Here is a 7,460-nt window from a genome sequence, read left to right on the forward strand (position 1 = left end):
GCTCTTCGGGCGTCTCCACGCCTTCAACCACCACCGACAGGCCAAGGTCCCGCGCCAGGGAGCTGATGTGCCGCAGCAGCTTCTGGCGGCGGCGGTCCTGCGGCAGCTGCCGTACGAACAGGCGGTCGCATTTGATGCCCGCAATCGGCAGCTCGGCCAGCATGCCCAGCGATGAATACCCGGCGCCAAAGTCGTCCATCAAAACGGCCACACCCAGGGCGCTCAGCGCGCTGATGGCCGCCACCATCTGGGGGCCCAGCGCAATCACGGCATGCTCGGTCATTTCGAGCTTCAGGGTGCGCGGGGGCAGGGCGCGCTGGGCCAGCTGCAGACCCAGCCAAGGCGCGAAGCTTTCGTGCATCAGCGTGACTGGCGCCACATTGACGCTGATGGACACTGCGTCCATCCCCTGCGCCCGCCAGTGGCACAGATGGTCGAGCGCGTTGCACACAATCATGCGGTCCACCTCCGCCGTCTTGCCCTGCAGCTCGCACACCAGCAAGAAGGTTTCGGGGTTGATKCGGCCCAGGGTGGTGTCGGTCAGGCGCAGCAGTGCCTCCAGCTGCACCCCGCTGCGCTGGGTGTGGATGATGGGCTGGAAATGCAGGGCCAGGTTGTCGGGATGCAGCAGGCGGTCCAGGTGGTCGGCAATCAGCGACTGTTGGATATCGCTGTGGGCGTTGTGGGCCAATGCCGACGTACGCATCATCGACAACCCCCGCCGCAGCAACTGCTGGCGTCCCGCGTCCGAGCGCAGGTTGCTCAGATGCTCCATGGCCACCGCCATCGCAAACACCAGCATCACAAAGAGCAGCGCGGCGCCATCGGACGCACCCTCGGGGTCGCCCAGGTGCATGGCAAAGGTGTTGACCAACAGCCAGTGCAGCACCAGGATCGCGCCGCCGCACAGCAGCTTGTCCGCCCAGTTCTGGGCCCGGTAGCGGGGGGTGAGCACGCTGAGCTTGGCGGCGCGGTGGCGGATGGCGCAGTAGCAAGAAATGCCGGTGGCGATGCCCAGCGACAGCACAGTGGCTGGCAGGTTGATCTGCCCGAAACTCTGCACGTGGCTGCTGGTGATGGTGAAGTGCCCTGCCAGCGTGCCCATCGCCAGCCACAAGCTGGCCAGCGCAATGCGGCGTTTGCTGGCGCCGGTGCTGAGGGTGGGGATGGTGAGCCGCGCACTCACCACCATGATGACCAGGCCGCTGAGCGCGGGCACCAGCTCCAGCACATGGTGCGACAGCTCGTTGTACAGGAATAGGCCCACCACGTCCAGCGCCCACACGATGGAGCCAATGCACAGCGATGCGTGGGATGCGCTGATGCGGCGGCTGGACGGGTCCACGGAATACGCGGTGTGCTCCACCAACTGCTGGCACACGTGCACGACCAGTGCCGCAAACACCCAGAACAGCAGGCTTTGCAGCAGTGGCGGAAATCCCACCACAAACACCTGCATGGCACCCTGCCAGATTGAAACCAAATCGTCCACGTGCTCCCGCCCTTTTTTTGTATGCGGGTCATCATACGACCGTGGGGCGGGGCCAACGCGTAACAGCCTGTGGCGGGTGCGAGCTCCCGGGCGATAGGCTGCCATCTGGGAAGGGCGTGGGTTTTCAGTGATTTTTTTGGATGCAATTTCCAATAATTCAACATTCGTTGTATTATCGATCCATGCAAGAAACCGATGTTGTCCGTGCCCTCGCAGCCCTGGCCCAGGAGGTCCGCTTGCGGGTCTTTCGTGCGCTGGTGGTGGCGGGCCCTGCGGGGCTGACCCCCGGTGATCTGGCCGCCCAGCTGGAGGTGGCGCCCAACACCCTGTCCTTTCACCTCAAGGAGCTGTCGCACGCAGGGCTCATCAGCCAGGAGCGGCAGGGCCGCAACCTCATCTACCGCGCCGCGTTCGACACCATGAATGCGCTGCTGGCCTACCTCACCGAAAACTGCTGCGAAGGCCAGGGCTGCGCGCCTGCCAACGCGGCCGCGTCCTGCCATTGCTGACCGTCTCTGTCCACTACCCCCAAGGAGAACCCGATGAAACGCTTCCACGCCCATGTGCATGTCGATGATCTGGCCCAAAGCATCGCCTTCTATTCCAAACTGTTTGCTGCCGCCCCCGCGCGGGTGGAGGCGGACTATGCCAAGTGGATGCTGGAGGACCCGCGCGTCAACTTCGCCATCTCCACGCGCGGCGCCAAGCCAGGCCTGGACCACTTTGGCATGCAGACCGACGACGCTCAGGAGCTGGCCGAACTGAAGGCGCGCGCCGAGGCCGCCGACATGGCCTTGCTCGACGAGGGCAACACCACCTGCTGCTACGCCCGCAGCGAAAAGCACTGGGTGACCGACCCGCAGGGCATTGCCTGGGAGCACTTTCACACCCTGGGCGACACCCCCGTCTTCAACGAAGCCACACCGTCTTCATCTGCGGGCGCCTGCTGCGCGCCAGCGGCGGTGGCAGCCCCTGCACCTGCGGCCCCTCGGGCGGCGTGCTGCGGCCCGGCCACTGCCACAACCGCCAAAACCAGCTGCTGCTGAGAGCGCCGCATGACCGCTTTGAACGTTCTTTTTCTTTGCACCCACAACTCGGCCCGCAGCATCCTGGCCGAGGCATTGCTCAACGACATGGCACCGGGCCGGTTCCATGCGTACTCGGCGGGCAGCAGCCCGCGCGACAACCAGCAACCCAACCCGCTGGGTCTGGAGGTGCTGCGTGCCGCGGGCATCTCGACCGAAGGCCTGCGCAGCAAAAGCTGGGACGAGTTTGCCGCCCCGGGAGCACCCGTGATGGACCTCATCATCACCGTCTGCGACAACGCGGCCGGCGAGGTCTGCCCCATCTGGCCCGGCCACCCCGCCACTGCGCACTGGGGCTACGCCGACCCGTCCGCAGGGGACGGCACGGACGACGAAAAGCGCGAGGCTTTCCGCAAGACCTTGCATGCCATCCACCAGCGGTTGGAGCTGCTCATCAACCTGCCTGCCGACAAGCTCGAAAAGACCCTGCTGCAGCACACCGCGCGCGAACTGTCGCGTGCCGCCGCCACGCCATGACGGTGCAGTGCAACCCGGCCGGAGCCGCCGTCCCGGCCCCCATGAGCGTGTTCGAGCGCTACCTCACCGTGTGGGTGCTGTTGTGCATCGTGGTGGGCATTGCGCTGGGGCAGTTCTTGCCGTCGATTTTCCAGGCCGTGGGCCGCATGGAGATCGCGAAGGTCAACCTGCCCGTGGGCCTGCTGATTTGGGTGATGGTCATCCCCATGCTGGTGAAGGTGGACTTCGGCGCGTTGGGCGAGGTGCGCCAGCACGCCCGGGGCATCGGCGTGACGCTGGTGGTGAACTGGCTGGTCAAGCCGTTTTCGATGGCGTTGCTGGGCTGGCTGTTCATCCGCCACTGGTTTGCGCCCTACCTGCCTGCGGACCAGCTGGACAGCTACATCGCAGGCCTCATCCTGCTGGCGGCTGCGCCTTGCACGGCCATGGTGTTCGTGTGGAGCCGCCTCACGGGCGGCGACCCGCTGTTCACGCTGTCGCAGGTGGCGCTGAACGACAGCATCATGGTGGTTGCGTTTGCGCCGCTGGTGGCGTTCTTGCTGGGCATCTCGGCCATCACTGTGCCGTGGGACACCTTGCTGACCTCGGTGGTGCTCTACATCGTGATCCCGGTGGTGCTGGCCCAGTGGCTGCGCCGGTCGCTGCTGGCCCAAGGGCAGGCAGTGTTCGATGCCGTCATGGCGCGCATGGGGCCCTGGTCCATCGCCGCATTGCTGGCCACGCTGGTGCTGCTGTTTGCGTTCCAGGGCCAGGCCATCCTGCAGCAGCCACTGGTGATTGCGCTGCTGGCCGTGCCCATCCTGATCCAGGTGTTTTTCAACGCGGGGCTGGCCTACTGGCTCAACCGCGCGGTGGGGGAGAAGCACAGCGTGGCCTGCCCATCGGCACTGATCGGCGCCTCCAACTTTTTCGAGCTGGCGGTGGCTGCTGCCATCAGCCTGTTCGGCTTTCACTCCGGCGCCGCGCTGGCCACCGTGGTGGGCGTGCTGATCGAGGTGCCGGTGATGCTGCTGGTGGTGCACATCGTCAACCGCAGCAAGGGCTGGTACGAGCGGGCGTGAGCGGCGCGGTACACCGCGCCTGTGCGGTCAGCCCCTGGCCGTGAGCATCGCCACCGCCTTGCGGGCCAGTGGCGCTGCCAGCATTACCGCCGGAAATGCAAACAGCCACCCGGTCAGCCACGCGCCCGCCCAGAGGCTCACAAAGTCCTGCTGCGGCTGCAGCGCGCGAAAGGTGGAGATGCCCGACACCAGCAGCGACATCACACCCGACAAGATCAAGCTGAACAGCACCGGTCCATAGCGGGCGGGGATCATGCCGCGACCTCCTCGCCAGGCTGGCGTGCGCCCACACCGCTCAGGCGTTGCAGTGTCTCGGCAAAGTGCTGGCCGAACATGCGGGCGGTCTTGGTGTCGCCGGGCACAAAGGCATCGGCGGCCGCCCCATGGCCCGCCTGCGCCATCAGGCCCGACCAGGAGCCGAGGCGGTTGGCCGCCTCGTCGTACGGCACCCCGGCGTGTTGCTCGGGCAGGATGGGGTTGCCCACCCACACCATGCCGTGCTGCATGGCAAACACCCACATCGACATCAGCGTGGACTGCTTGTCGCCCGCCGGCAGCGACGACACGGTAAAGCCCGCCGCCAGCCTGTTCTTGAGCTGCTGCGTCTTCCACAGGCGGCCTGTGGAATCCATGAAGGTCTTGAACGGCCCCGAGACCCCGCCCAGGTAGGTGGGCGAGCCCAGGATGACGCCGTCGTAGCGCAGCAGGCGGTCGGGCGCCTGCGCCAGGTCTTCGGCGCGGACCAGTTCGGCGAGGACGCCCGGCACGGCGCGGGCGCCGTCCAGCACGTGGTGGGCAATGTGTGCGGTGTGGCCGTGGGCGCTGTGATAAACGATGGCAATGTGTTGCATGGTGTGGGTTCCTTGGGAGTGATTTCGGGGGAGAAGGCGCAGGGCAGGTCAGCGTGAAATCAGTGCGATGACCAGCGCGGAGAGATACAGGCCCAGGCCAAACACGGTGTGGTTGGCAAGGCTGCGCAGGCAGTTCTTGAGCGGGGTCGGTGTGCGCGATGCCGCAAAGCCCGAGCCCATGGCGGGCTGCATCACCAAAAGCGGCGCCGCCACGGTGCCCATGCCCACGGCCAGCGCGGGCCACAGGGTAGGGCTGTGGACCCAGGTGGCGCCCTGCAGAGACAGCAGCACCCCCGCAAAGGCCACGCCCACGGCGTAGTGCGTGAGCCAGCCCCAGGCCAGTTCGCCCCGGACCGGGGCTGCCTTGGCGATGGCGGCGTGGGCGATCTGGCCGCGCACCAGGTGGCCTACCCAGCGGCCGATGAAAGCGAAGTTGAGCGTGGGCACCCCCAGCCTTTTGAGCAGCAACAGCCAGGCATCCATGACGGCGGTGGCGCCGATGCCCAGGAGCATGGCGAGGGGAATGTCTTGCAGTGAGAGAGTCATCAAAACACCTCGAAAAGTTGACGGAAGAAGGTTTTGAACGGAATATAGAAGTTCAAGTCAACTTGAGGTCAAGAGGTTTTTTCATGGACATTGCCGAAGTCGCCAAACGCTCCGGGCTGCGGGCGTCCACGCTGCGGTATTACGAAGAGAAGGGCTTGATCCAGTCGGTGGGGCAACCCGGCGAGCGCCGCCGGTTTGCGCCCGGCGTGATGGACCAGCTGGCGCTGATTGCGCTGGGGCAGTCGGCCGGGTTCTCGCTGTACGACATCCGGTCGATGTTCTTGCCCAGTGGCGAGCCGAACATCGACCGGCAGCTGCTATCAGCCAAGGCCGACGAACTCGACACCATGGTCAAGCGCCTCAAGGCCATGAGCAACGGCCTGCGGCATGCGGCCGCCTGCCCTGCCGAGAGCCACGCCCAGTGCCCGTCCTTCCAGCGCCTGCTGAAAGCCGCCGCTGACGGAGCTCTGGAGCGTCAGCAGCGGCGCAGCGCGCAGCCGGTGGTGGGGCTGCGTCGGCCGCGTGCCTGAGCGGCCCGAGGCGCCTCGGTTGATGGGGTGATTAAGTTGCTATTTATTTGATAGCTTCTCAGGCATATTGCACTAACGCTATCGGCCCAAAAGGCTTGAGGTGGAGACGCCGGACGCTTGCACTGCGGTGTGGGCGGCGGCGCGGGCCCGTCACCCGCCTTTGGGGGCGCCCAGCTTGCGGTASACCGTGGCGCGGCTGATGCCCAGCGCGCGCGCCGCCTCGGCCACGTTGCCGCGCGCTTCCTGCACCGCGCGGCGGATCATGGCCACTTCGGCCTCGCGCAGCGGGGCGGGCGCGGATGCAATGCCTGGCACCGCCGCTGTGTGGGTGTCGCCCACGGTGCGGGCGTGCGCAGGCAACTGCGCCAGCGCGTGCAGCCGCAGGCCCGACCACAGCGGCAAATCCAGCGGCTCCCTACGCTGCTGGCGGGCCGCGTCGAACAGCATGGTCCAGGGCATGGCCAGCAGGTCGCTGCAGTGGGTCCGGGCGCCTGGCAGGCCGGGCGCGCGCAGGGGCTGCGGCACCAGCTGGCGGGCCATGCTGTTGGCACCCACCACGCAGCCGTCGGCGTCCAGCGTCAGCAGGCCGTCGCCTTCGCCGCCCAGCGGGCAGCCTGGCCAGTTCACACGCAGCAGCAGGGCATGGGGCAGTTGCAGCAGCAGTGCGTCTTCCATGGCGCGGGCCGACCGGGCCACCAGGTGGCGCAGCTCGGGCCGTTCGGGCACATCCACACCCGTCAGGTCCAGCATGCCCATGCAGCGGCCCTGGGGGTCGAACAGCGGGGCCCCGGCGCAGCTGTAGCTGGCGTTGTCGTCAAAAAAATGCTCGCCCCGGTGCAGCCACACAGGCTGCAGCTCTTCCAGTGCGGCGCCGATGGCGGTGGTGCCAACGGCTGCTTCCGATAAATCAATGCCCACGCGGCCAATGGCGCTGGCGCGCGGGTCGCTCCGGTCGCAATGGCCTTGCACATCGACCACGATGCCGCGTGCGTCGGTCAGCATGGCGAAGTAGCGCATGCCCGCAATGGCCCGGGTCAGCTGCTCCAGCACCGGCCGGGCCGCGCGCAGCAGGTGGTGGTTCTGCTCCTGGCTGTGGCGCAGCGCCGTGGCGCTGACGGCGTCAAACGCCACGCGCCGTGTGGGCTCCAGGCCCCGCGCCAGGCAGCGTTGCCAGGACCGCGCAATCCACGGCTCCACCTCGGCGCGCACGGGCGCTGCACCGTCGGACAGCAGGCTCTGGCGCGCCTGCGCAATCAGCGCGTGGCGGTCAGCAGCGGGGTGGGGCGCGGAGATCAGCATGGTGAACAGGCTCCTGGAGGTCCGCATGATGCGGTAGTCCACTGAATCCGGGAAATCGGGGGTGCGTGAGGGTCTGGCAAGGCCGCAATCTAGGCGCCGGGCGCAGCCGTGTTGTACAC

The 7,460-nt window shown here is 67.0% G+C and carries 10 protein-coding genes; 5 read left to right on the forward strand and 5 right to left on the reverse strand.

Annotated elements, in window-relative coordinates; translation table 11 throughout:
• On the reverse strand, positions 1–1,492 hold a 1,492-nt coding region (locus AC04MI_RS21605), incomplete at its 3' end, for an EAL domain-containing protein (RefSeq protein ID WP_476498659.1).
• 182 nt (positions 1,493–1,674) lie between these two features.
• Here AC04MI_RS21605 and AC04MI_RS21610 point away from each other — a divergent pair.
• The 4 genes from AC04MI_RS21610 to arsB are packed head-to-tail and all read left to right on the forward strand — an operon-like array spanning position 1,675 to position 4,115.
• The gene (locus AC04MI_RS21610) at positions 1,675–2,001 is read left to right on the forward strand and encodes an ArsR/SmtB family transcription factor (RefSeq protein WP_436077803.1); all 327 of its coding nucleotides are present in this window, start codon (positions 1,675–1,677) and stop codon (positions 1,999–2,001) included.
• 33 nt (positions 2,002–2,034) lie between these two features.
• The gene (locus AC04MI_RS21615; protein WP_436077804.1) at positions 2,035–2,538 is read left to right on the forward strand and encodes an ArsI/CadI family heavy metal resistance metalloenzyme; all 504 of its coding nucleotides are present in this window, start codon (positions 2,035–2,037) and stop codon (positions 2,536–2,538) included.
• 9 nt (positions 2,539–2,547) lie between these two features.
• Positions 2,548–3,054 (forward strand): arsenate reductase ArsC, encoded by a 507-nt coding sequence (locus AC04MI_RS21620; RefSeq protein WP_121942283.1) that lies wholly within the window; start codon positions 2,548–2,550, stop codon positions 3,052–3,054.
• Entirely contained in the window at positions 3,051–4,115 is a 1,065-nt protein-coding gene (arsB, locus tag AC04MI_RS21625) for an ACR3 family arsenite efflux transporter (protein ID WP_436077805.1), read from the forward strand. Before AC04MI_RS21620 ends, arsB begins: the two co-directional genes overlap by 4 nt.
• Positions 4,116–4,142: 27 nt before the next feature.
• Here the strand turns inward: arsB and AC04MI_RS21630 are convergent, their stop codons facing one another.
• Genes AC04MI_RS21630 through AC04MI_RS21640 form a run of 3 tightly spaced genes read right to left on the reverse strand, consistent with a single transcriptional unit; the run spans position 4,143 to position 5,479 of the window.
• A complete protein-coding gene (locus AC04MI_RS21630; protein WP_436077806.1) occupies positions 4,143–4,370 on the reverse strand; it encodes a DUF2798 domain-containing protein in 228 nt (75 codons plus the stop codon).
• Positions 4,367–4,966: a flavodoxin family protein gene (locus AC04MI_RS21635; RefSeq protein WP_436077807.1), complete on the reverse strand. Its 600-nt coding sequence runs from the start codon at positions 4,964–4,966 to the stop codon at positions 4,367–4,369. The genes AC04MI_RS21630 and AC04MI_RS21635 overlap by 4 nt, the downstream gene beginning before the upstream one ends.
• A 48-nt stretch (positions 4,967–5,014) precedes the next feature.
• Entirely contained in the window at positions 5,015–5,479 is a 465-nt protein-coding gene (locus AC04MI_RS21640; RefSeq protein ID WP_436077884.1) for a DUF2938 domain-containing protein, read from the reverse strand.
• Positions 5,480–5,595: 116 nt separating this feature from the next.
• Between AC04MI_RS21640 and AC04MI_RS21645 the strand changes: the two genes are divergently transcribed.
• Positions 5,596–6,042, forward strand: coding sequence for a helix-turn-helix domain-containing protein (locus AC04MI_RS21645; RefSeq protein WP_436077808.1), 447 nt, complete (start codon positions 5,596–5,598; stop codon positions 6,040–6,042).
• A gap of 150 nt (positions 6,043–6,192) precedes the next feature.
• Here AC04MI_RS21645 and AC04MI_RS21650 read toward each other — a convergent pair whose 3' ends face one another.
• Entirely contained in the window at positions 6,193–7,341 is a 1,149-nt protein-coding gene (locus tag AC04MI_RS21650) for a helix-turn-helix domain-containing protein (protein ID WP_288851959.1), read from the reverse strand.
• Between the last annotated feature and the right edge of the window lie 119 nt (positions 7,342–7,460).

The organism is Acidovorax sp. LjRoot204 (genome assembly GCF_056175785.1).

Coding starts and splice junctions, on each gene's coding strand:
- arsB (WP_436077805.1), top strand. CDS start 3,051: ATGACGGTGCAGTGCAACCCGGCCGGAGCCGCCGTCCCGGCCCCCATG.
- AC04MI_RS21610 (WP_436077803.1), top strand. CDS start 1,675: ATGCAAGAAACCGATGTTGTCCGTGCCCTCGCAGCCCTGGCCCAGGAG.
- AC04MI_RS21645 (WP_436077808.1), top strand. CDS start 5,596: ATGGACATTGCCGAAGTCGCCAAACGCTCCGGGCTGCGGGCGTCCACG.
- AC04MI_RS21640 (WP_436077884.1), bottom strand. CDS start 5,479: ATGCTCCTGGGCATCGGCGCCACCGCCGTCATGGATGCCTGGCTGTTG.
- AC04MI_RS21630 (WP_436077806.1), bottom strand. CDS start 4,370: ATGATCCCCGCCCGCTATGGACCGGTGCTGTTCAGCTTGATCTTGTCG.
- AC04MI_RS21620 (WP_121942283.1), top strand. CDS start 2,548: ATGACCGCTTTGAACGTTCTTTTTCTTTGCACCCACAACTCGGCCCGC.
- AC04MI_RS21635 (WP_436077807.1), bottom strand. CDS start 4,966: ATGCAACACATTGCCATCGTTTATCACAGCGCCCACGGCCACACCGCA.
- AC04MI_RS21615 (WP_436077804.1), top strand. CDS start 2,035: ATGAAACGCTTCCACGCCCATGTGCATGTCGATGATCTGGCCCAAAGC.